Below are 20,980 nucleotides of genomic sequence, written 5' to 3' on the forward strand. Positions count from 1 at the left end.
GGTCTGGCCGTTCGGTGTCCTGGCGAGGCGGACGTCGCCCGATCACCGTCCATGGAAGGCCGTAGGACTTTGAACGTGAGGGAGGAACTCCGAACCAAGATGAACCTACGAGAGAGATTCGACGTGCCCGTACCGGCCATCGTCCTGGCCGAAGGGGAGTTCGGTACGACCGGCGGCAAGACCGCGAACGGCGTCGTCACACATAGCGAGGTCTTCGACGCGAAAGCCATCGTGGATTCGGAGACCGCCGGGCGACAGCCGAGCGAGGTTCTGGGTACTCCGGACGCACCCGACGTGCCGATCGCCGACTCGGTCGCCGCGGCGCTCGAGGCGGCCCCCGAGGTCGAAGCCCTCGTCATCGGCGTCGCACCGGCAGGCGGTCAGCTTCCGGATCCGTGGGTCGAGGAGATCGAAGCCGCGATCGAGGCGGGCTGTGACGTCGTCTCGGGACTGCACGTCTTCTTGAGCGAGGACGAGCACTGGACGGCGCTCGCGGACGAATACGACGTCAGTCTCGTCGACGTCCGAAAGCCGCCGGGGGGCGACGAACTGCGTGTCGGGGATGGCTCCGTCGACGACGTCGACGCCGACCTCGTGCTCACCCTCGGAACCGACTGTGCAGTCGGCAAACGGACGGCGACGTTCGAACTCTACAGGGCCGCCGTCGAGGCGGGTCTCGACGCGGGGTGGGTCGCGACGGGCCAGACGGGAATCATGGTCGGCGCCCACGAGGGCGTGGTCGTCGACCGCGTCCCAGCCGACTTCGTAGCCGGCGTCGTCGAGGATATGGTGAAAGCCGTCGCCGCCGATCACGACCTCGTGTTCGTCGAAGGGCAGGCATGCCTCACCCACAGAGCGTACTCGAGTGTCACGCTCGGAGTTCTCCACGGGACCTGGCCGGATGCCGTCGTGATCGCCGACGAGCCGTCCCGAGAGAAACGAACCCACTTCGAGCGGTTCGACGTCGACGGCGTCGAAAAAGAGCGATCACTGATCGAAGACCTCTCCGAGGCCACCGTCGCGGGCCTCTCGACATGGGGGGATCCGGAGGCCCAAGAAGAGACGCACGGATTACCGGCGGCGAACGTCTATCACGAGGGTGGGGCGGCCGAACTTCTCGGTATCGTCCGGGACAGTCTCGACGAAGCCCCAACCGCGTCGGCGGGGGACGGAACGGACGGTGAAGCATGAGCGAGATCGTCGATCTGTCCGTGGAGACACTCGACCTGCCGCTGTCCGAGCCGTTCGAAATCTCGCTGGGTGTCCAGCACGAGGCACGAAACGTCCTGGTGACCGTCGAAACCGAGGACGGGACGACGGGCTACGGCGAGGGCGCACCGATCCCCCCAGTGACGGGCGAAACCAGAGAGGCCGCCCTCGCGACTGTCCGGGCCGCCGCAGAAGTCGTCGAGGGGCGACCGGTGGGGAACTACCGCCGGATCGTCTCGGAGCTCCGGTCCACGTTCCCGGGAATGGTATCGGCGACGTTCGCGGTCGAAACGGCGGTCCTCGACGCGTTCTGCCGCGAGCGCGAGATCGCACTGTCGGAGCTGTTCGGCGCCACGCCGTCCCCGGTCGAGACGGACATGACCATCCCCATCGTCCCCGCGGGCACGGCGCGGGAGCGCGCCGCTCGGGCCGTGGAGCAGGGGTACGAGCACCTGAAGATCAAGACCGGGAACGACCTCGACGAGGACGTCGACCGGGTCCTCGCAGTCCGCGAAGCAGCCCCGGAAGCGGCGCTGAAAGTCGACGCCAACCAGGGGTGGACGCCGAAGGAGACGGCACGCTTCGCCGAGCGAGTGGCCGATCAGGGCATCCATCTCGACCTCATCGAACAGCCGGTGGCCGCGAGCGACGTCGTCGGCCTGGCCGAGGCACGCCGGCGTGTCGACGTGCCCATCACCGCCGACGAGACGGTGTTCACGCCCGAGGATGCCATCAGGGTCGTTCGTGAGGGGGCTGCAGACATCGTCAACGTCAAACTCGGGAAGTCCGGGCCGCTGGCCGCCGCCGACATCGCGTCGATCGCGAAAGGCGCCGACCTCGACCTCATGATCGGCTGTATGCTCGAAAGCGCGGTCGGCATCCACGCGAGCGCTCATCTGGTCGCCGGCATCGGGGCGTTCTCCTTCGTCGACCTCGACGGAAACCGGTTGCTCGCCGAGGACGTCGTCGAGACGGCTGAGGGCCCGGTCCACGACATCTCCGGTCCCGGACACGGTGTGGTCCCCGAGCGGTGATCCAACAGTCGACGGCGACGGTCGTCCGGAGCGTCCAGCAGTTCGGATGCCAGACGTTGAGGGTCAGGGAGGTCGTTGCGTGTTCGGTCGAGTCCGTACTCGCGGCCCCGTCCATGTCGTGTGTTCGCACCCCTGTTGCGCTCACCAGTCGTGCCGGCGATCAGACACAACCGCTAAGGCCACCGTAGCGCTACAACCCGTATGGCAGACAAGAAGTACACCCTCCTCGAACTCAACCTCGGCGACGGCACGATCCAGATCGGTCCCGCGACGCTCGGCGGGGACGACGGCCTCGCCGAAGTCGACCTGGACGACGACCTCGACGAGGTCGATCTCGACCTCGACCTCGATTCGGAGGACGACGGCGACGGAAGCGACGACGGGTCCTGTCTCGGTCGCACCGTCGGCAAACTGTTTCTGGCCGTCCTCGCCTTGGTCGTGGTCACGCTCGTCGTGAAGAAGCTTCGCGGCGGGAGCGAGGACCTCGACGAACTCGAGGATCTCGCCGACCTCGACGAGGAGTGACCATCCGGACTTCTTAAGCGACGGCCGGTCCGTATGGTTGCGTATGACGGTATCGAGTGCGCCGGGCAAAGTGTATCTCTTCGGCGAACACGCCGTCGTCTACGGCGAACCCGCCGTCCCCTGTGCCATCGAGCGCCGAGCGACGGTGAGCGTCGAGGCCCGCGACGACGACCACGTGCGGGTCGAGGCGTCGGATCTGAGCCTCGACGGGTTCACCGTCGAGTACGCGGGATCGACCGGCGACCGACCGGACGTCGACGTGCCGGCGCCGCTGGTCGAGGCGGCGATGGGGTACGTCGACGCCGCGGTCGAACAGGCACGCGAAGCCGTCGGCTCGCCGGACGCGGGCTTCGACATCACCGTCGAGAGCGCCATCCCGCTCGGGGCGGGGCTCGGCTCGTCGGCGGCGGTGACGGTGGCGGGGATCGACGCCGCGACACGCGAACTCGGCCGAGAGCTGTCGCCTCGCGAACTCGCGGACCGCGCGTACCGTGCCGAGGCCGCGGTCCAGGACGGCCAAGCGTCGCGGGCGGACACCTTCTGTTCGGCCGTCGGCGGCGCCGTGCGCGTCGAGGGCGACGACTGTCGGGCCATCGAGACGCCGAACCTTCCCTTCGTCGTCGGCTTCGACGGCGGCGCCGGCGACACGGGCGAACTCGTCGCCGGCGTCCGAACGCTCAAAGAGGAGTACGACTTCGCGGCCGACACCGTCGCGACCATCGGCGACCTGGTCCGGACGGGCGAGCGCGTGCTCGACCCCGCCGCCGGGACGGAGGCGACGGATCGTCTCGCGGAACTCGGTCGGCTCATGAACTTCAACCACGGCCTGCTGGAGTCGCTCGGCGTCTCCTCACGCTCGCTCGACAGCATGGTGTGGGCAGCTCGCGAGGCCGGCGCCCACGGCGCGAAGCTCACCGGCGCCGGGGGCGGCGGCTGTATCGTCGCGCTCGATCCCACGCCCGAGACGCTGACGGCGCTGCAGTTCACCCCGGGCTGTGAGGAAGCGTTCCGCGCCGAACTCGCGACCGACGGCGTCCGGAGGGTCGCATGACGACCGTCCTCAAGCTCGGCGGGAGCGTCATCACCGACAAGGACCGTCGGGAGACGCTCGACGACGACGCGCTCTCGGTGGCGGCCGACGCAGTCGCCGAGGTGGGCGTAGACGACCTCGTGTTGGTCCACGGCGCCGGGAGCTTCGGCCACCACTACGCAGAGAAACACGGCGTGAGCGTGACCGAGGGGACGACCGACGCGGGGCCGGCTCTCGAGATTCACGGATCGATGACGACGCTCAACCGGTTCGTGCTCGCACGCCTGCACGACCGCGACGTGCCGGCGCTGCCCGTCCACCCGCTCTCGGCGGGCGCCCGCGACGAGGAATCGGCCCTCGACTTTCCGCTATCCACGGTGCGGACGATGGTCGGCGAGGGCTTCGTCCCCGTCTCGCACGGCGACGTGATCGCTCAGGAGGGGTCGGGCGCGACCATTATCTCGGGCGACGAACTGGTGGTGCGGTTCGCGACGGGGCTCGACGCCGACCGGGTCGGCCTCTGTTCGACCGTCGACGGCGTCTACGACGCCGACGGGGACGTGATCGGCCGGATCGAGGCGTTCGACGACGTGGCCGACGCCCTCGGTGGGAGCGACGCCACCGACGTGACCGGCGGCATGGCGGGGAAAGTGCGCACCCTCCTCGATCCGGACGCGCCCGCGTTCGTCTTCGGCGCCGACGACCTCGCGGCGTTTCTGCGGGGCGAGGACGTGGGGACGCGGATCGAGTGAGCGGGCGGCTCAGCCGTCGGCCGAGGGCAGCGACACGACGACGACCGTCCCCTCGGGGTCGTTGTCCTCCATCCACACGTCGCCGCCGTACGTGTCGACGAGCGTCCGCACGAGATAGAGGCCGATCCCGGAGCCGCCGCTTCCCGCGCCCGTCTCCCCGCGGGCGAACAGGGCTTCCTTCCGTGGGTCGGGGACGCCCGGACCGTTGTCCGCGACCCGCGCGGTGACCGTTCCGTCTCGCTCGACCGCCGAGACGGTCACCTCCGGGACCGACCGATCGTTGTGTTTGATCGCGTTCGTCAGCAGGTTGCGAAACACCGACCCCAGCATCTCCGTCGCCAGAACCGTCGTCTCCGGGAGGTCGCCCTCGACCGAGACGACCGCGTCGGGGTACGCCGCCCGCACCTCGTCGAGTTCGCCGAGGAGCGTCTCCCGCAGATCGACGCGGACGTGTTCGTCGTCGGCCGTCAGCGTCACGTCCGCTATCTCGCCGGCCGTCTCCGTGAGTTCGACCGCGCTGTCGACCGTTTCGAGGATCGTCTCGACGTACTCGCGTGCCTCGTCGCCGTCCACCAACTCGGCGAGCAAGGTGGCGGCGGCGCTCACGACGTGGAGGTCGTTCCGGATGTCGTGCCGGAGCATCTGGTTCAACAGATCGAGATCGTCGCGTTGCCCCTTGAGCCGTCGCTCGTGACGTTTCTGCTGAGTGATGTCGGTCTGAATCCCGAGCATCCTGAGCGGATCGCCCTCCTTGACGACGCCGCGGGCCCGGATCCAGCGCCGGTCGCCACACGCGGAGTCGGCACGGAAGTCGGTTCGGTACTCCTCGCCCGGTTCGGGGTCGTCGCCGAGACAGTCCCTGACGGCGGCGACGTCGTCGTCGTGGACGCGGTCGAGAAACGCCTCGAACGTGGTCGGGACGTCGTCGCCGACGCCGAGCAACCGCTCGCAGGTCTCGTCGAGGCGGAGTTCGTCCGATTCGACGAACCACTCCCAGACGCCGGTGTCGGTCTCGGCCAGCGCGAGTTCGAGACGTGCGGTGAGTTCCTCCAGTTGCCGCTCGCGTTCCCGGCGCTCGGTGATGTCGGTCCCGACGACGTAGACGCGGGAGTAGTCGTCGGCGTACGCCTCGGGGACGTACACGTCGAGGATCTCGTCCCGTCGCTCGCCGTCGAGGGTCCGCGACACCGTCTCGGCTCTGTACCGGGTGTCGCCGGCCGCGACGCTGGCCCACACACCCGCGAGCGCCGCGTTGCTCTCCTCGGGCATCACCGCGTCGAGGTTGGCCATCAACTCCGCCTTCGAGTCGGCACCGTAGTAGTCGACCGCGTTCTCGTTCACGTCCCTGATCTCGACGTGGGACATGAGTCGCTCCAGTTCGTCGGGGTTGTCGCGGAGATACGCCGCGACGTCGTCGACCGACTCGGCCAGCGAGTCGCCGCGGGGCTTCGCCGCCGACAGATCCTCCTCCCAGATGGCACACGGGTTGTTCTCGAACAGCGACCGATACCGCGTCTCTGCGGCCTCTCGTCGCTCCAGTTCCCGTTCGAGCGCCCGTTCGCGCTCCCTGCGCTCGGTCACGTCCCGTCCGATGGCGATCGATCCGCTTATCTCCCCGTCGTCGTCCGTGAGTCCGTACGAGAACCACGAGATGACCCGTTGCTCGCCCGACCGAGTTCGGATCGTCGTCTCGAACCCCTCCAGCCGACGCTCGCCGTTCAGGACCTCCTCCGTGACCGCCCGCATCTCGGCGCGGTAGTCCTCGTCGGGGTACAACCACTCCCAGACCGCGTCGTTACCGACGATCTCGTCGATCGGATAACCGAGGATATCCGCGGCGGCCTCGTTCGTCTCGACGGCCGTCCCCTCGGCGTCGAAGACGCTGACCCAGAGGTCGCTCTCGAAGACGGCCTGCTTGAACTCCCGGAGTTCCCGGAGTTCCGCCCCGCGTACCGTGTCCGGCGCGTCCGACCCGACGACCTTCCCGACCCGACGGACGAGTTCCGCGTGATTCCCGTCGGCACCGTCGCCAGTCACGTAGTCGCTGACGTCACGCCGGACCGCCTCGCCGGCAAGTGACTCGCTTCCCGACGCGGGATAGAGGACGACCGGGAGGGTGGGGTCTACCCCGCGTACGGCATCGAGAACGGGCAGTCCGTCGTGCGACGGGGAGGCGTGGCCGCTGACGACACAGTCCACGGCGCGTTCGGCGAGCGCCGAGCGCGCGTCGTCGAGGGACCGACCCACGACCGCCTCGAACCCCGACGCGTCGAGGGCGGCGGCGGCCGCGTCGGCACGCTCCGTCTCCCCGGCGACGAACAGCACCGTCGACGAACCGTTGTGCGTCATTATCTCACACGATGGCCGTCGAACCGGGTATAGGTTGGCCCGTGTGGGGCCGGTGGTGCCGAGCGCTACCGGCGAGGCGGACCACCCGGGGGTCGGGAGCCGCCGAAGGCCCCTCGATCCGGGGTCCACCGTCCGGACGGGATCGATCGCCGGACACAACCCACTTGGTCGTCCACGCCAAGGGGTACTCGATGGACCGGCCGGAGGAAGAGGCCGTCGACCGGCTGGCGGATCGGGCCGCCGACACCGACGTCCTCAAACTGCTCGACCCCGCGGTGCGCGACTGGTGGGTCGACCGATTCGGGGAGTACGTCCCCGAGAACGGCGGCTTCTTCACGCCGCCACAGCGGGAGGCCATCCCATTGGTCCACGAGGGGACACACGCGCTCGTCTGTGCGCCCACAGGCAGCGGGAAGACCCTCGCCTCGTTCACCGCGATCATCAACGAACTGTTCCGTCGGGAGCGGGCCGATGGGCTGGAGAACGCGGTGTACTGTCTCTACGTCTCGCCGCTGAAGGCGCTCGCCAACGACGTCCACCGGAACCTGGCGGCACCGCTCGACGGGATTCGCGAGCGTCTGGCCGAGCGCGGCGAGTCGACGGCGGTGCGACAGGCCACCCGCCACGGCGACACCGCCGACGCCGACCGTCGCCGGATGCTCGCGGAGACGCCCCACATCCTCAACACGACGCCGGAGACGCTCGCGATCCTGCTCAACTCGCCGAAGTTCCGCGAGAAACTGCGGCGAGTGGAGTACGTGGTCGTCGACGAGGTTCACGCCCTGGCGGCGAACAAGCGGGGCACTCACCTCTCGGTCTCGCTGGAACGTCTGTCCGCGCTGACCGACGGCGAACCGACCCGGATCGGCTGTTCGGCGACGGTCGAACCGCTGGAGACGATGGCCGACTTTCTCGTCGGCCGTGCCGAGCCCGGGGGTCCCACACGGGACTGTGAGATCGTCGACGCCCGCTTCGCCCGCGAGTTCGATCTGGCGGTCGACTGCCCGGTCGACGACCTGGTGGAGACGCCCGGCGACGTCGTCCGCGACCGCTTCTACGACCGACTGCACGACCTCGTCGCGTCCCACACCAACACGCTCGTCTTCACGAACACCCGATCCGGCGCCGAACGTGTCCTGCAGGCGCTCCGCGAGCGCTACGGCTACGACGAGTCGGATTCGGGGTGTCACCACGGCAGCCTCTCCGCCGAGCGACGGCAGGCCGTGGAATCGGCGCTCAAGTGCGGCGACCTCGACGTGGTGACCACCTCGACCAGCCTCGAACTCGGCATCGACATGCCACACGTCGACCTGGTGGTGCAGGTGGGCTCCCCGAAGTCGGTCGCGGCCCTCCTCCAGCGGGTCGGCCGGGCGGGCCACCAGGTCGGAGAGGTCGTCGAGGGGCGGGTGGTGGCGCTGGACCGCGACGATTTGGTCGAGTGTGCCGTGATGGTCCGCAAGGCCGAGTCGGGATTCGTCGACCGAGTGTTCGTCCCCGAGAACGCCTACGACGTGGCCGCCCAACACGTCTACGGGATGGCGATCAACGCCGTCCGTCCCGAAGCGGAGGTGCGGGCGGTCCTCCGCCGGGCCTACCCCTATCGGGACTTCGGCGACGACGATTTCGAGACGCTCTTTCGCTACCTCACCGCCGACTACGAGGGACTGGAAGAACGTAACGTGTACGCGAAGATCTGGCGGGACCGGAACGACCCGCCCAACGGCGACCACCACCACCCCGAGTTCGACGTCGGCGAGCGTCTGATCGGCAAGCGGGGGCGCCTCGCGCGGATGATCTACCTGACGAACGTCGGCACCATCCCCGACTCCTTCTCGTGTGACGTGGTCGTCCGCGGGGGCGAGGAGTGGGTCGGCGAACTCGACGAGGATTACCTCGACACCCTGGAGGCGGGCGACGTGTTCGTCATCGGCGGCGAGCGCTTCGAGTTCCGCTACCGACGGGGGTCGAAGGTGTACGTCGATCGGACGACCGCCCGGCCGACGGTCCCCTCGTGGTACTCCGAACGCCTGCCGCTCTCGGCGGATCTCGCTCACGAGATGCTGGCGTTCCAGCGTGACCTGCTCGACCGCCTGGCGGCCGGCGGACCGCCGGCGGTCCGGGACTGGCTCCGTGCGGACGCCCTCTCGGAGCGGGCGGTGCGCGCGCTGACCCGCCTCTACGACCAGCAGGTGGCGTTCGCCGGGGCGGAGAGCGTCTCGACCCCGACCCGTATCGCGGTCGAGGAGGAACGGGACCGGGAGGCATACCGGCGACGCTACTACGTCCACAGCGTCTACGGCCGGCGGTTCAACGACGGCCTCTCGCGCCTGCTGGCGGCGAAGTGTGCCGACGAGACGACCGCGAGCGTCACGGTCGCCGTCGCCGACAACGGGTTCGTCCTCTCGATGCCGCTGAACCGCCGGATCGACGTAACGGGGCTGCTTCGCGATTTCGATCCCGACGCGGTCCGCGCGGACCTCCGGGCGGCCCTGCGTGGGACCGATCTCCGAAAGCGGTATTTCCGTATCGACGCCACGCGCTCGCTCATGATCCTGAAGCGGTACAAGGGGACGGAGAAATCCGCGGCCCGCCAGCAGGTCGAAAGCGAGACGCTGCTATCGCTCGCCGACGACCTCGAGGACTTCGCGGTGATCGAAGAGACCGACCGTGAACTGCTGGAGGACAAACTCCACGTCGAGAGCATCGAGTCGGTCGTCGAACGTCTCCGCGACGAGGAAATCGAGGTTGCCGAACGGACGGTGGAGACACCGACGCCGCGGGCGTTCGGCCTGGCGACGCTCGCCGCCACCGACACCGTCCTCGCGGAGGACGAAGACGCCGTCCTGCGGGAGTTCCACGAGCGGGTGATCGCGGACATCGAGGACGGAGACGGGACCGACGGTCGACCCGACTCGGCCCCGGACGGATAGCGCGTTCAGGACGTCGGGAACGACCGGCACCCGACTCTCGGGGACCGCGCCCTCCTCGACGCGGTCGGCGGCGTACACGAGACACCCTCCTCGACGACGTCGGACCGTCCGGGATCGTATCACGCGTGTGCCACGATCTGGCCCGACGGGGCCCGCCTACGGGGTGAGAGGACGGGGAGCGCGGCGGCGGTCGACGACTACGAGCGGATTCGGACGAAGGCGGGAGTAGAGACGACGACGAAACCGGGACCGAGGGGTGGGTTACGGACGCGGACGAGTGGTCGGTCACGGGCCGGTGACGTGGTCCCGAGGCGACGATCCGTCGCCTCATCGCCGCGCCCAGTCCAGCATCCGGGCGTAGAACGGCTCCGATGCCAGTGCGTCCGCGTCGCCGACGAGGACGAGCGCCTTCTTTGCGCGCGTCAGCGCAACGTTCACACGGCGCGTGTCCTCGAAGATGGGCCCGTCCAGGTCGCCGGTGGCGACGAAAGAGACGACGACGACCTCTGCGCTCGATCCCTGGAAACGGTCGACGGTGTCGACGGCCACGTCGACCCGGCGGGCGATCTCGGCCACCTGCGCGCGGAAGGGGGCGATCACCACGACGTCGTCGGGGTCGACCCCGGCATCGAGGTACTCCTCGACCACCGCGGCCACCCGGTCGGCCTCGACGGGGTTGGCGTTGCCCTCGCGCCGCCCGCCGGGATCGACGAAGCGGACACCCTGCCGGAGGTGTGCGGGGAGGGTCCCGGCGGCTTCGCCGCCTTCCGGAGGCGTCTCCGACGCCTCCCTGCCGACCCCCGGGAGGTCCGCGAGCGTTCCACCGGCCACCTCGGGGGTCGCCGGCCGGAGCGCGCCGTCGTAGAACTCCGTCGAGGCGAAGGCCTGGATGCGCTGGCTCATGCGGTACTGGCGGTCGAGCATGACCGCCGCCTCGGGATGCTCGTCGTGGAGGCGTTCGAACAGCGACCTCGCGAGCCGTTCGTCGCCGGACTGGACCACGGGCGGGAGTTGCTGGTGGTCGCCGACGAGGACGAACCGGTCCGCGAGGTTGATCGCCGCGAGCGTTCCCGGTTCCGTCAGCTGTGACGCCTCGTCGACCACCGCGACGTCGAACGCCGCCTCCCGAAGGACCCGGGAGCCACAGGTCGCGGTGGTGGCGGCGACGACGGGTGCATCGCGGAGCGCGGCCGCACGGTCGTTGGGCTCCCCCCGACGGTCCAGTCGCACGTCGAGCATATCCTCGCGGACGCCGGTCGTCGTCCCGACGCGCGCCACGTCCTCGAACCCCTGGTCACGGAGGGCGTCGAGGGCGTTGTCAACCGCACGGTTGGTGAACGCCGAGAGGAGAACGCGCTCGTCCCGGTCGACCAGCGCCCGGACGAGGCGGGCGATGGTGTAGGTCTTGCCCGTTCCCGGCGGTCCGTGGACCAGGGTGAAGTCCTCGGCGCCGACGGCCCGCCGGACGGCCTCGTTCTGGGCGTCGTTGTTGTCGATGAACGTCTCCCGCACCTCGTCGAAGCGGGGCGCTCGCCGACCGAACAACACGTCCTTCCGGTCGGGGTCACCCTTCAGGAGGGCGTCGTGGAGCGCCGTCAACTGCCGCGAGACCGAGAGTTCCGACGGGTAGACATCGAGGCGCCGCAGGTCGAGCGGTTCGTCCACCGTGGCGACGACTTCGTCGCCGAGCGACCGGATCCGCCCGAGTTCGGCGTCGCCGCCGATGGGGTCGCCCGCACTGGCCAGCGCCACGTCGCCCTCCCGGAGTTTCGAGACGGCACCGTCCGGGACGCGAGCCCGGAGTTCCCAGTCGCCGCCGGGGAGTTCCCGCCGCTCGATCGGGTCGAGGTCGATCAGCGCGCGGTCCGCGTCGGCCCGTTCCTCGGCGGTTTGCTCCCACAACTTCCGGTACTCAGCGTGGACCGCCCGTCGCTCGTCCTCGATGGCGCGGTAGAACGCCTCGAAGTACTCGCGCTCCTCGGCGGGGATGGCGGTGCCGACCTGCCCGGCCTTGGACTCCTGATCGAGGCGCCCCGAGACGACCATGCAGGTGTCCTGTTCGAAACACCACTCGCATTTGGCGTCGGCTTCGTAACCCGTCGGGACACGCCGTTCGGCCTCGGCGGCCGCGATCTCGTTGCGCGTGCGGACGACGAACTCTAGCAGACCGCGGCCGACGGAGAACTCCTTGGCCGGCGAGAGGTCACCGCTCGCCTCGCTCCGGTCGAGGACCGCGTTTTTCGTATAGAGGAGGGTTCCGGTGTCCGGCGGGTCGCCGGACTCCCCGAGGAGGAGGGCGTACGTCGCCGCCTGAATCTTGTCGTGAAAGCGTGGGTCCCGGTTCGTGTTCTTCCCCGTCTTGAGTTCGACCGGCATGCCCCGGCGGAGCGCGTCCGCGCGTCCCTTGATCCCGAACGTCGGGCTGATGAGCGTGTACTCCGAGCGCCACGCGTCCTCGTCGGTGAGCGTCCCCTGTGCCAGCCACCCCTCGATGGCGGCGGCGTTCCGGCGAACCTCGTCGCGCACCTCGTCGGCCTCGCGGCCGAGCAGGCCGAGTTCCAGTCCCGCGGCCTCGACGTGGTCCGTGACGGCCTCCTCGAGGTCCCGGCCCCGCAACAGGTCGCCGAACACCTCGTGGACGATGGTTCCCTTGACGACGGGGTAGGCCAGCGGGACGCCCGAGAGCTTGTTCAGGTAGTACATCCGCGGACACTGCACCCACGACCGCACGTCGGTCACGTCGACGAGGAAGTCGGGTTCGAGGACGACGAAGGAGTCACCCGTGGTGGCGTAGCCTCGGTCCCGCTCCTCGACGTCGGTCACGAGGAGGTCCATCCCCTCGGCAGCGTGGTCGGCGGTGTGGGTCCACTTGCCCCAGAGCGTCACCGTCACCGATCGGCCGTCGGCGACGGCTGAGGGCCCTGCTCCCCCGGCGCCGTCGTCGTCGTCGGGACACACCGTCGTCTCGACGAGGTCGCGCTCGCCGTACTGCGTCGAGACGGTCCGCACTTCGCCGACGTCCAGAATCGTCCCGCGGAGGTTCACGCCCGAGGGTGGGTGGTCGGCGGCGAAAAACCCTGCGGGAACGGGTGTGTGTGGATCACTGCTTTCGGTCTCGAAGGTCACGGAGGCGGTCGACCGCCCGGTCGTCGTCCGAACCCGACACCGTGGACCGCCCCCGAGGCGATCCGACCGCCTCGTTGCTCGACGACGCGCCGGGCTGTACGTCCGTCGATCCACAGAGCGGACAGCGCTCGGCCGTGCCGTCGACGGTCGTTCCGCATACCGGGCACGCGAACGCGCCGGCTTCGTCGTCCACCGCCTCCCGGTCCGTCGTGTCCTCGCTTCCGTCTTCCGGCGCGTCGGCATCGGGGACGGCCACTCCGTCCACCGGTTCGGGGTGCTCGGGTCCCTCGGCGCCGGTCACCGACGCCGCGTCGGGGTCGACGCCCCCTTCGGCGTCCGGAATGTCGACGCGCTCCGGACCGTCCGAATCGCCCCCGGTCGCGGGAGCCTCGGGCGTCGGGGACACCCGACCCGTGTCCGTCGGCGGCGACGGATCGAGGGCGGCCGGCGTCTCTAGCGGTCGGTCGTCCCGATGGGCAACGGCCGTCTCACGTCCCTCGATCGGGGCGGCCGGACCGGACGGGTCGGCGACCGCAGACCCGTCCTCCTCGGTCGATACTTCGTCGGTTCCGACGAGCGAGCCGAGCCAGGAGCGCAGTCCGTCGAGGACGCCCGTCATCGGTAGTGCTTGAACAGGAGGGCCTTCACGTCGTCCTTGGTCCGAACCTGCTCGGCCGTCCCGTCGGGTAGTTCGACCTCGTACCGCTCGTCGCCACCGGACTCGCCCCACTTGTCGTCGTGGGTGTCGAGCAGGCTCATCATCTCGTTCAGCATGGCGTCGTCGCCGCCGGTCGTCGCCGCGCCGTCGGTACCGTCGCCGCCCTCGTCGACGACGTGGGCCGTGTCCCCTCCGTCGTCGTCCGTCTCGGTCGCCGAATCTCCGTCGTCCGTCTCGGTCGCCGAATCTCCGTCGTCCGTCTCGGTCGCCGAATCTTCGTCGTCCGTCTCGGTCGCCGAATCTCCGTCGTCCGTCTCGGTCGCCGAATCTTCGTCGTCCGTCTCGGTCGTCTCGACCGTCGCGTCACCGGGGTCGGCGTCCTCGTCCTCCTCGTATCGGTCGAGGAGGTATTCGACGGCGTCGCGGGGGCGGACGTGGCCGTACTTGCCCACGACGTCGCGCGCGATGTCCTCCTGGAGCGCGCGCAGACGCTCCTCCTGTTCGGGCGTGATCTCGATTTCGGGCATTGACCGGTGGTTGCGTCCCGTGAACCATGAATGTGGGCGTCTCGTCGACCGACACACTCTCGTGAATCGCGCTGCAACGGCGGCCCATGCGGGTCAGAGACTGGGAGGACATCCTCGACGACGTGAGCGACGGGACGGCGGACCCGGACGGCTGGCGGGCCGTCGCCGGACAGCGCCGGGACGGCGTCGGCGAAGACCTCTATCTCGGCCACCCCGCCGTCGGTGTCTACCACCTGAAGACGTACGCGAAAAACCCCTACGACGTGCGCGGCGTCGGGACGAGAGTCGCGCGGAAAATCGACGACGACATCGACCCTCACCTCCCGTCCGAGGAGTTCGGCGGGCGTTTCGCGGTCCAGTCGCCCCCGGAGGACGAGGAGGCGGCCGAATCGGCGGCCAGACGGCTGGCGGAGACAGTGCGGGTCCACGCCGAGGCGCCGACGTCACCCGACGACTTCTTCGAGGACGTGATGGACGCCATCGACAGTCCGGCCTACGGCCCGATGTCGTTCGAACTCTCGGATCGCCCCGACGGCCTCGATTCGCTCTCCGAGACGTTCGACGAGGCGGAGGAACTCCTCGACGCGGAACTGGAGGATCTCATCGAACGCGACGGCGTGGATCGGGGCTTCCAGTAACTAGTTCGCGTCCGCGGCCCCTTTGGCTTCGAGGAGTTCCTTGTACCGGTTGCGGATGGTGACCTCGCTGATGTTGGCCACCTCGCTCACCTCGCTCTGAGTCACCGTCTCGTTGGTGAGGAGGGCGGCGGCGTAGACGGCCGCAGCCGCGAGGCCGACCGGGCTCTTGCCACTGTGGACGCCCCGGTCGCGCGACGAGCGGAGGAGTTCGCGGGCCTGCCGACTCGACTCCTCGGAGAGGTCGAGTTCGGAGGCGAATCGCGGGACGTACTGCTCGGGGTCCGCGGGCTTGACCTCGAGTTTGAGTTCGCGGACGATATACCGGTACGTTCGCGTCAACTCCATCTTGTCGACGCGGGAGACGGTGGCGATTTCGTCCAGCGACCGCGGAGTGCCGGCCTGGCGGGCGGCCGCGTACAGCGCGCTGGTCGCGACTCCCTCGATCGAGCGCCCGGGTAGGAGGTCGTCGGCGAGGGCGCGGCGGTAGATCACCGACGCCGTCTCGCGGACGTTCTCGGGCAGGCCCAGCGCCGAGGCCATCCGATCGATCTCGCCCAGCGCCTGCTTCAGGTTGCGCTCCTTCGAATCCCTGGTCCGGAATCGCTCGTTCCAGGTGCGTAGGCGCTGCATCTTCTCGCGCTGGCGCGAGGAGAGAGTCTTCCCGTAGGCGTCCTTGTCCTGCCAGCCGATGTTGGTCGACAGCCCCTTGTCGTGCATCATCTGGGTCGTCGGTGCGCCAACCCGGGACTTGGAGTCGCGTTCGCTCGAATCGAAGGCGCGCCACTCGGGCCCGTGGTCGATCTCGTCTTCCTCGACCACGAGGCCACAGTCCGCACACACCGTCTCGCCGTGTTCTTCGTCGGTGACGAGGTTCCCGCTACACTCCGGACAGTCGGGTGTCGTCCGCTCGTCCGTTCGGTTCTGTTCCTCCTCGACCGCTTTCGTTGTACTGTATGTCGTTGTTTCGCTCATTGTGACTGTCGGATACCCCCGTACCGAGAGAGAAACGAAGAGACGAACGGCGGTGGGTCCTTACCTAATGTGCGTTCGCAACGCTTAAAACAATTTCGGCCTCGAACGCTCGAAACCGGACTGTAACGGCCTCATTCGTGTGTTTTAGCGTGTCACTGACACACACACGCCGACACCGCCACGTATATAAATAACTTCTGTCGATCGCCTCTATCGCGGGTGGGGGGACGGTACCCAACTCACGAGCGGGTACCGTCGGGGTCACTCTTCGGACCTCGCTGTCCGGAAGCGACAGATGACAACCGAACCCGGTCGAGTCGTGCGTTCGGGGTCGGGACCGGGACGGTCACGTTCACCGGTCCATCCGGAATCGACCGACCGAACCGATCGCTTGTCAAACGACCAGCAGGGTTTTCGGCGATTCACCCGTTGCCCGGATATGGACAAGATACGCATCGATGATATCGAGGGCCGAATCGACTCGGCGACCGTCAAGCGGCCCCTGACCGACGCGATCAGCGCCGCCAACGTGGCGCTCAACTACTACGAACTGGCACCGGGGGATAGTTTCGCGTACGGATATCATACACACGAGTCTCAGGAGGAACTCTTCGTCATCCGGGAGGGACGAGTGACCTTCGAAACGGAGGACGGGGAGGTCGCCGTCACCGCAGGGGAGATCATTCGGTTCGCGCCCGGTGAGTTCCAACAGGGGATCAACAAGGGTGACGAGCGAGTCGTCGCCCTGGCCATCGGTGCACCCCGGGAAACCGGCGGCTCGGAGCTCCGTCGCGAGTGTGAGGCCTGCGGCGAGCGTACGCCGCACACGGTCGAGCGGGTCCAAGATGGCCGGGCGAAGATCACACGGTGTCTGGAATGTGGAGACGAAACGGGCCGGTTCGAGTAGGACTGCATCGACGTGGGACGTCTGGAGGGGCGTCGGCAGTGAGATGGCGTCGGGTGTGCGACCCCTCCCGGACGCCCCGCCGGCGGCGGTTGGGCCGGGACATCCGAAGCCCGGGGACGGGTCAGCACTCCACCCGTAGCCCGTCGCGGGCGAACCGTACGTCGCCGTCGAATCGCTCCGCGATCGAGGCCAGCATGTCGTCGTGGCGACCCTCGGTGTGCGGATAGAGGTGTGTCAGATAGACGCGACCGTAGTCGTGGCCGGCGAGAGCGTCGCCGAGTCGCGACGGTGTCGGGTGGTTCGATACGTCCACGTCGTCGGGGAAGGAGCAGTCGTGGACGAACAGCGCCGATCCGTCGGCGAAGGCGGCCAGGCCCTCGAACGCTTCTGTGTCGCCGCCGATCGTTAGGTCGCCCGCGTCGCCGGTGAACCGGTAAGCGAGACCGTCGACCGAGTGGCGCGTCTCGTGGGCGCGCACCTCGAAGCCGGCGACCGAGAACTCGTGGGCGCCCACCTCTCGAACCCGGAGGTCGATTCGGCCGTCGAGGTAGTCGAACGCGGCCAGAAGATCGTCCACGAGCGCCTTCGTCCCGTGGGGACCGACGACTTCGAGTGCCGTCTCGCCGGCCAGCCACCGCGCCTTCGCGAGCGCCAGGAGGTCGGAGACGTGATCCAAGTGGCGATGCGTCAGCAGGACGGTCGAGACGCCCTCGTAGCCCGCGTCGGTGCGGGCGAGGCGGTGGAGGACGCCGGCACCGCAGTCGACGAGGAGGCGTCGATCCCCCCGTTCGAGCAACAGTCCGGTCTGTACCCGGTCGGGGAGTGGCATCGCGCTCCCGGTGCCGAGGAAGGTGAGGTGCATGCCCGGCCGTGGGGTGGCCGGTCGGAAAGTGACTTCGACGGGCGCCGACCCGCGAGCGCCGGTCCCGCCGTCACCCGCGCGAGCGGATCGGAGAGAGTCAGGCCCCGTCAGGTGAAGCCGAATTCGGCGTCGACGACCTCCCCGCGAGCGAAGTTCGACCGGACGTCGGTGATCTCGACGCGGATCGTCTCGCCGAGCGACGCGTCGTCGACGAGGACGGCGAACTCCCCCACGTAGCCGACGCCGTCGCCCTCGGAGCCGAGTTCCTCGATGGCGACAACGTACGTCTCACCGGCCATGACCGGCTGGTCTGGCATGTCACTTCGTACCACGTGGAGACGGAAATAAGTCGTGGCAGTGATACATCCGGCGGTCAGGGGGCGAGGCGGTTCTTTCGGCCCTTCAGATGTTCCTCGTAGTGTTCGAAGGTGATCGGACACCACTCGGCGGCCAGATCGAGGATGGCCTCGGTCATCTCACGGATCTCCCACTGGCTGTCGGCCGCGGCACGCATGTCCGCGACGTGCATCAGCATGCGAGCGTTCATCGACATGACGATGTTGACCTCGGTGCCGATGGGGAGTACGAAGCGGGCGTCTTCGGGCGGCATTCCCAGGTCGAGGAGTTCCTGATAGGACTCCACGGAGTCACGGACCGTCTCGCGGAAGATCCGCTCGCGTTCCGCGACGGTCTCCTCGTCGACGGAGCCGGCGGACTGGTTGCGACCGATCCACTCGGGATCCGTCGCGGACGGCGGCGTCACCACCATCGCCCCCGCCTCCACCTCGGCGGGGTCGACGTCGTCGAAAGAGACGTATCGCATGCTCTGGATGTCGAAACTGACGTGCCGGTGACGCGTGATCTGCGCCATACACGAGCGGCTGACGCCCTTGATCGCGAAGGTGGCCTGCGGGTGTTCGAACGGCCCGAAGTGGCCGTGATCCAGCAGGTGACCGATCAGCGTCCGTCGCTTTTCCGCCTCGGTGTCGCCCTCGATGCTCTCCATCGCCTCCGCGAACGAGATGTCGCCGACGAACTCGGAGAGATAGTCGTTTCGCGCCGCCGTACAGATCACCCGCTCCGGATCCGGCGTGGCTTCGAGCAGTTGGACCTCCATGCTTCGGAGGCAGAACCCCCGCAACCTAAACGTATTCGTTGGGGCCAGGGTCAAGCCCCCGGAGCCGGTAGAGGCGGGCGATGACCGACATCGAGAACCTCGCGGCCGACGTGCGAGCGTTCACCAGCAACGTCTTCCTCGTGACCGGCGACCGACGGATCCTCGTCGACGCGGGCGCGAACTTCGACGTCGTGGGCGGGGTCGAGTCCCGGGTCGACGGGCTCGATGCCGTCGTCCTCACCCACACCCACCGAGACCACGTCGGCAACGTCGACGCCGTCCGGAGGGCGTTCGACGTCGAGACGTGGGGGTTCGACCCCGCCCAGTCGACCGTCGACAACGAACTCGGCGACTCGGTACGCCTCGGCGACGACGACTATTCGGTCCTCCACACGCCGGGACACAAGGACGACCACGTCTGCCTGTATGCGGACGGACCGAAGGTGTGTTTCGCTGGCGATCTGGTGTTCGCGAACGGCGCCTTCGGCCGGACGGACTTGGAGGAGGGCGATCGAGAGACGCTAGTCCGAAGCATCGACCGCCTGCTGGACACCGTCGCCCCCGACCTCGCGGTCCTGCATACGGGCCACGGGCCGAGCGTCACGGCCGACGCCTACGCGACCGTCGAGCGCGCGGGGCAGGCCGCCCGGAGGTAGCTAGTCGGTCCGCAGTCCGTAGTAGCCCGGATCGTCGTCCGTCGGCGGTTCGCCGATCACCAGGTCGTCCGCGTTGATCATCACCCACGGCACCGCCCAGTCGACGAGGACGGCCTCGGTGCCTTCGTCCACGTCGGCGTCGGGATCGAGCCCCTGTAGCAGACGCGCGATTTCCTGGATCGTGTACATCTGTTCCGGCTCCAGCAACTCCTCGGGCGTGTAGAACTCGCAGGGATAGACCCCGTCGAACGCGTCTTTCGGCCGTGGCATGGGTAACGGTAGACGGCCATCCCCGTAAACAATACCGGCCGCAGATGCCCGATCGGCCGCTACTCGAAGAACCGGCCACGGTAGAACGTCGCCAGTTCCATGTCGAAGTCGTCCAGACGAAGGATGTCAGTCTCGGAGAGGTCGTCGTACTCGGCGACGTACGCCCTGGCGTCGGCCTCCGCAGCGAACGGAAGCGGGTTGCGCTGCATGGGGTCGTTCACGCGGTCGGCGTTCGTCTCCCTGACGAACCACGCCGTCGTCGCGTCGATCAACTCCGTGGTCGTGTGATCGTGCGCCCAGACCCCCGCGAACGTCGCCCCGTCGTGAGCCGCCTCGAAGTTGCCGGGGTCGACGTGGTACGCACCCATACACCCCGACGAGCAAAAGAAGACGCGGTCGCCCGCCTCGACGGTCGACTGGGCGTTGTAGTCGGGAAACTTTCCCGATATCATGTTACAGACGGCACACGAGGCATCCTCGGGGACGGGGGCGGGATCAGTCAGGGCAGCCGTGGCCGACGTCCCCGTCGGGGTGGTCGTCGGCGTCACAGTCTCCTCGTCGCCGCTCAGACAGCCAGCGAGGCCAGTCGTCAGCGTCCCCGTGACGGCGACGAGCCGGCGCCGCGTGAGTGGCGATGTCGATCCATTCGTCATACCGGTCACTACGCAATCGTCCATCTTGTACGGTCTGGTCGGCACGTCGAAACGGTCGGTCGCGGCGTCGTCACTGGCCGTGTGGGCACCAAAGAATGGCGGATCGACCGAGTCGTCGCTTACTCGAACAGCTCGACGGCCTGCTCGTAGCGCGCGCTCGGCTCCTCCCAATCGACGACCTCGAAGAAGTTGTCGACGAAGTCGCCGCGGGCCGGACCGTAGTCGTGGTAGTAGGAGTGCTCCCAGACGTCGAGCGCGAGGATGGGGTGAGAGCCCCAGAGCGCGCCCTCGTCGTGGTTGTCGACCACGACGTTGCGGAGCTGGTTCGAGAAGCTATCGTACACCAGCAGCGCCCAACCGCTCGCGTTGCCCGCGGCGGCCTCGAATTCGCCCTTCCAGGCCTCGTAGGAGCCGAAGTCCTCCGCGATCCGGTCGGCGAGGTCACCGCTCGGTTCGTCGCCACCCTCCGGCGACATGCTGTTCCAGAACAGGTCGTGGAGGATGTGACCGCTACCGTTGTGGGTCACGTTCCGGATCGCGCCCGGCGAGGAGCCGAAGTCGCCCGCCTCGCGGTTCTCCTCGAGCGTCTCCTCGGCGCTGTTCCAGCCGTTGACGTAGCCCTGATGGTGGGTGTCGTGATGCCACGTCAGCACCTGCTCGGAGATGTGCGGTTCCAGCGCGTCGTACTCGTACGGAAGTGGGTCGAGTTCGTAGCTCATGGGTGTAGCCTCCATACTGAGGGTCGGCCGGGATGCTGTTAAGCTT

General features: G+C 68.3%; 20 protein-coding genes. 9 read left to right on the plus strand and 11 right to left on the minus strand.

Annotation, left to right across the window (positions count from 1 at the left end; all coding sequences use genetic code 11):
- Positions 1-99 precede the first annotated feature (99 nt).
- From NBT82_RS07900 to NBT82_RS07920, 5 genes are all read left to right on the plus strand, one after another.
- Entirely contained in the window at positions 100-1,191 is a 1,092-nt protein-coding gene (locus NBT82_RS07900) for a DUF1611 domain-containing protein (protein ID WP_251330994.1), read from the plus strand.
- Entirely contained in the window at positions 1,188-2,243 is a 1,056-nt protein-coding gene (locus tag NBT82_RS07905) for a dipeptide epimerase (RefSeq protein WP_251330995.1), read from the plus strand. The genes NBT82_RS07900 and NBT82_RS07905 overlap by 4 nt, the downstream gene beginning before the upstream one ends.
- Positions 2,244-2,444: 201 nt before the next feature.
- Positions 2,445-2,768, plus strand: coding sequence for a hypothetical protein (locus tag NBT82_RS07910; RefSeq protein WP_251330996.1), 324 nt, complete (start codon positions 2,445-2,447; stop codon positions 2,766-2,768).
- A 43-nt stretch (positions 2,769-2,811) separates the two neighbouring features.
- On the plus strand, positions 2,812-3,819 hold the full coding sequence (mvk, locus tag NBT82_RS07915; RefSeq protein ID WP_251330997.1) for a mevalonate kinase: 1,008 nt from the start codon (positions 2,812-2,814) through the stop codon (positions 3,817-3,819).
- Complete coding sequence (locus NBT82_RS07920) at positions 3,816-4,550, plus strand: isopentenyl phosphate kinase (protein ID WP_251330998.1); 735 nt, start codon at positions 3,816-3,818, stop codon at positions 4,548-4,550. Before mvk ends, NBT82_RS07920 begins: the two co-directional genes overlap by 4 nt.
- 9 nt (positions 4,551-4,559) lie before the next feature.
- Here NBT82_RS07920 and NBT82_RS07925 read toward each other — a convergent pair whose 3' ends face one another.
- Positions 4,560-6,899: a PAS domain S-box protein gene (locus NBT82_RS07925; protein WP_251330999.1), complete on the minus strand. Its 2,340-nt coding sequence runs from the start codon at positions 6,897-6,899 to the stop codon at positions 4,560-4,562.
- Between the two features lie 191 nt (positions 6,900-7,090).
- Between NBT82_RS07925 and NBT82_RS07930 the strand changes: the two genes are divergently transcribed.
- Positions 7,091-9,829 (plus strand): ATP-dependent helicase, encoded by a 2,739-nt coding sequence (locus NBT82_RS07930; protein WP_251331000.1) that lies wholly within the window; start codon positions 7,091-7,093, stop codon positions 9,827-9,829.
- Between the two features lie 327 nt (positions 9,830-10,156).
- On the opposite strand, the gene NBT82_RS07935 is transcribed toward NBT82_RS07930, so the two are convergent.
- The 3 genes from NBT82_RS07935 to NBT82_RS07945 are packed head-to-tail and all read right to left on the minus strand — an operon-like array spanning position 10,157 to position 14,140.
- On the minus strand, positions 10,157-12,874 hold the full coding sequence (locus NBT82_RS07935) for an ATP-dependent helicase (RefSeq protein WP_251331262.1): 2,718 nt from the start codon (positions 12,872-12,874) through the stop codon (positions 10,157-10,159).
- A 55-nt stretch (positions 12,875-12,929) separates the two neighbouring features.
- Positions 12,930-13,574, minus strand: coding sequence for a hypothetical protein (locus NBT82_RS07940; RefSeq protein WP_251331001.1), 645 nt, complete (start codon positions 13,572-13,574; stop codon positions 12,930-12,932).
- Complete coding sequence (locus NBT82_RS07945) at positions 13,571-14,140, minus strand: hypothetical protein (RefSeq protein WP_251331002.1); 570 nt, start codon at positions 14,138-14,140, stop codon at positions 13,571-13,573. The genes NBT82_RS07940 and NBT82_RS07945 overlap by 4 nt, the downstream gene beginning before the upstream one ends.
- A gap of 86 nt (positions 14,141-14,226) precedes the next feature.
- Between NBT82_RS07945 and NBT82_RS07950 the strand changes: the two genes are divergently transcribed.
- On the plus strand, positions 14,227-14,778 hold the full coding sequence (locus NBT82_RS07950; RefSeq protein WP_251331003.1) for a hypothetical protein: 552 nt from the start codon (positions 14,227-14,229) through the stop codon (positions 14,776-14,778).
- Here NBT82_RS07950 and NBT82_RS07955 read toward each other — a convergent pair whose 3' ends face one another.
- Positions 14,779-15,750 carry a transcription initiation factor IIB gene (locus NBT82_RS07955; RefSeq protein ID WP_251331004.1) on the minus strand — a complete coding sequence of 324 codons (972 nt, stop codon included), beginning with the start codon at positions 15,748-15,750 and terminating at the stop codon, positions 14,779-14,781.
- A gap of 439 nt (positions 15,751-16,189) precedes the next feature.
- On the opposite strand from NBT82_RS07955, the gene NBT82_RS07960 reads away from it, so the two are divergent.
- Positions 16,190-16,657: a cupin domain-containing protein gene (locus tag NBT82_RS07960; RefSeq protein ID WP_251331005.1), complete on the plus strand. Its 468-nt coding sequence runs from the start codon at positions 16,190-16,192 to the stop codon at positions 16,655-16,657.
- 121 nt (positions 16,658-16,778) lie between these two features.
- Here the strand turns inward: NBT82_RS07960 and NBT82_RS07965 are convergent, their stop codons facing one another.
- From NBT82_RS07965 to thyX, 3 genes are all read right to left on the minus strand, one after another.
- Positions 16,779-17,519, minus strand: a complete 741-nt coding sequence (locus NBT82_RS07965) for an MBL fold metallo-hydrolase (protein ID WP_251331006.1) — start codon at positions 17,517-17,519, stop codon at positions 16,779-16,781.
- A 107-nt stretch (positions 17,520-17,626) separates the two neighbouring features.
- Positions 17,627-17,836: a TRAM domain-containing protein gene (locus NBT82_RS07970; protein ID WP_251331007.1), complete on the minus strand. Its 210-nt coding sequence runs from the start codon at positions 17,834-17,836 to the stop codon at positions 17,627-17,629.
- Between the two features lie 56 nt (positions 17,837-17,892).
- Positions 17,893-18,636, minus strand: a complete 744-nt coding sequence (gene thyX, locus NBT82_RS07975) for an FAD-dependent thymidylate synthase (protein ID WP_251331008.1) — start codon at positions 18,634-18,636, stop codon at positions 17,893-17,895.
- 80 nt (positions 18,637-18,716) lie between these two features.
- Between thyX and NBT82_RS07980 the strand changes: the two genes are divergently transcribed.
- Positions 18,717-19,292, plus strand: a complete 576-nt coding sequence (locus NBT82_RS07980) for an MBL fold metallo-hydrolase (RefSeq protein WP_251331009.1) — start codon at positions 18,717-18,719, stop codon at positions 19,290-19,292.
- On the opposite strand, the gene NBT82_RS07985 is transcribed toward NBT82_RS07980, so the two are convergent.
- From NBT82_RS07985 to sod, 3 genes are all read right to left on the minus strand, one after another.
- A complete protein-coding gene (locus NBT82_RS07985) occupies positions 19,293-19,562 on the minus strand; it encodes a DUF5827 family protein (protein ID WP_251331010.1) in 270 nt (89 codons plus the stop codon).
- Positions 19,563-19,621: 59 nt separating this feature from the next.
- A complete protein-coding gene (locus NBT82_RS07990; protein WP_251331011.1) occupies positions 19,622-20,215 on the minus strand; it encodes a nitrous oxide reductase accessory protein NosL in 594 nt (197 codons plus the stop codon).
- A gap of 119 nt (positions 20,216-20,334) precedes the next feature.
- Positions 20,335-20,934, minus strand: a complete 600-nt coding sequence (gene sod, locus NBT82_RS07995) for a superoxide dismutase (RefSeq protein WP_251331012.1) — start codon at positions 20,932-20,934, stop codon at positions 20,335-20,337.
- Positions 20,935-20,980 lie beyond the last annotated feature (46 nt).

This window comes from Haloplanus sp. HW8-1 (genome assembly GCF_023703795.1).
GTDB classification, from domain to species: Archaea; Halobacteriota; Halobacteria; order Halobacteriales; family Haloferacaceae; genus Haloplanus; species Haloplanus pelagicus.

Coding starts and splice junctions, on each gene's coding strand:
- NBT82_RS07900 (WP_251330994.1), top strand. CDS start 100: ATGAACCTACGAGAGAGATTCGACGTGCCCGTACCGGCCATCGTCCTG.
- NBT82_RS07905 (WP_251330995.1), top strand. CDS start 1,188: ATGAGCGAGATCGTCGATCTGTCCGTGGAGACACTCGACCTGCCGCTG.
- NBT82_RS07910 (WP_251330996.1), top strand. CDS start 2,445: ATGGCAGACAAGAAGTACACCCTCCTCGAACTCAACCTCGGCGACGGC.
- mvk (WP_251330997.1), top strand. CDS start 2,812: ATGACGGTATCGAGTGCGCCGGGCAAAGTGTATCTCTTCGGCGAACAC.
- NBT82_RS07920 (WP_251330998.1), top strand. CDS start 3,816: ATGACGACCGTCCTCAAGCTCGGCGGGAGCGTCATCACCGACAAGGAC.
- NBT82_RS07925 (WP_251330999.1), bottom strand. CDS start 6,899: ATGACGCACAACGGTTCGTCGACGGTGCTGTTCGTCGCCGGGGAGACG.
- NBT82_RS07930 (WP_251331000.1), top strand. CDS start 7,091: ATGGACCGGCCGGAGGAAGAGGCCGTCGACCGGCTGGCGGATCGGGCC.
- NBT82_RS07940 (WP_251331001.1), bottom strand. CDS start 13,574: ATGACGGGCGTCCTCGACGGACTGCGCTCCTGGCTCGGCTCGCTCGTC.
- NBT82_RS07945 (WP_251331002.1), bottom strand. CDS start 14,140: ATGCCCGAAATCGAGATCACGCCCGAACAGGAGGAGCGTCTGCGCGCG.
- NBT82_RS07950 (WP_251331003.1), top strand. CDS start 14,227: ATGCGGGTCAGAGACTGGGAGGACATCCTCGACGACGTGAGCGACGGG.
- NBT82_RS07955 (WP_251331004.1), bottom strand. CDS start 15,750: ATGAGCGAAACAACGACATACAGTACAACGAAAGCGGTCGAGGAGGAA.
- NBT82_RS07960 (WP_251331005.1), top strand. CDS start 16,190: ATGGACAAGATACGCATCGATGATATCGAGGGCCGAATCGACTCGGCG.
- NBT82_RS07965 (WP_251331006.1), bottom strand. CDS start 17,519: ATGCACCTCACCTTCCTCGGCACCGGGAGCGCGATGCCACTCCCCGAC.
- NBT82_RS07970 (WP_251331007.1), bottom strand. CDS start 17,836: ATGCCAGACCAGCCGGTCATGGCCGGTGAGACGTACGTTGTCGCCATC.
- thyX (WP_251331008.1), bottom strand. CDS start 18,636: ATGGAGGTCCAACTGCTCGAAGCCACGCCGGATCCGGAGCGGGTGATC.
- NBT82_RS07980 (WP_251331009.1), top strand. CDS start 18,717: ATGACCGACATCGAGAACCTCGCGGCCGACGTGCGAGCGTTCACCAGC.
- NBT82_RS07985 (WP_251331010.1), bottom strand. CDS start 19,562: ATGCCACGGCCGAAAGACGCGTTCGACGGGGTCTATCCCTGCGAGTTC.
- NBT82_RS07990 (WP_251331011.1), bottom strand. CDS start 20,215: ATGACGAATGGATCGACATCGCCACTCACGCGGCGCCGGCTCGTCGCC.
- sod (WP_251331012.1), bottom strand. CDS start 20,934: ATGAGCTACGAACTCGACCCACTTCCGTACGAGTACGACGCGCTGGAA.